The sequence below is a fragment of the Vibrio sp. 2132-1 genome (assembly GCF_033344315.1).
In genome coordinates, this window is record NZ_JAWPON010000902.1 from 1 (window position 1) to 505 (window position 505).

General features: G+C 60.4%; 1 protein-coding gene. It reads left to right on the forward strand.

All coding sequences use genetic code 11. From position 1 onward, the window contains the following. The coding region (mphR(A), locus tag R8N47_RS28635) for a macrolide-binding transcriptional repressor MphR(A) (protein WP_318186538.1) at positions 1 to 456 on the forward strand (456 nt) is incomplete at its 5' end. Positions 457 to 505 lie beyond the last annotated feature (49 nt).

Consider the following 505-nt stretch of genomic DNA (forward strand, 5'->3'; position numbering starts at 1 on the left):
TTAATCCAGCGCTTCACCAACCGCGATACGCTGCTGGTGAGGATGATGGAGCGCGGCGTCGAGCAGGTGCGGCATTACCTGAATGCGATACCGATAGGCGCAGGGCCGCAAGGGCTCTGGGAATTTTTGCAGGTGCTCGTTCGGAGCATGAACACTCGCAACGACTTCTCGGTGAACTATCTCATCTCCTGGTACGAGCTCCAGGTGCCGGAGCTACGCACGCTTGCGATCCAGCGGAACCGCGCGGTGGTGGAGGGGATCCGCAAGCGACTGCCCCCAGGTGCTCCTGCGGCAGCTGAGTTGCTCCTGCACTCGGTCATCGCTGGCGCGACGATGCAGTGGGCCGTCGATCCGGATGGTGAGCTAGCTGATCATGTGCTGGCTCAGATCGCTGCCATCCTGTGTTTAATGTTTCCCGAACACGACGATTTCCAACTCCTCCAGGCACATGTGTAAACGGAGGTGTGCAGAGTCCCTGCGGCAGGCGACGAACACGACCGTCGTC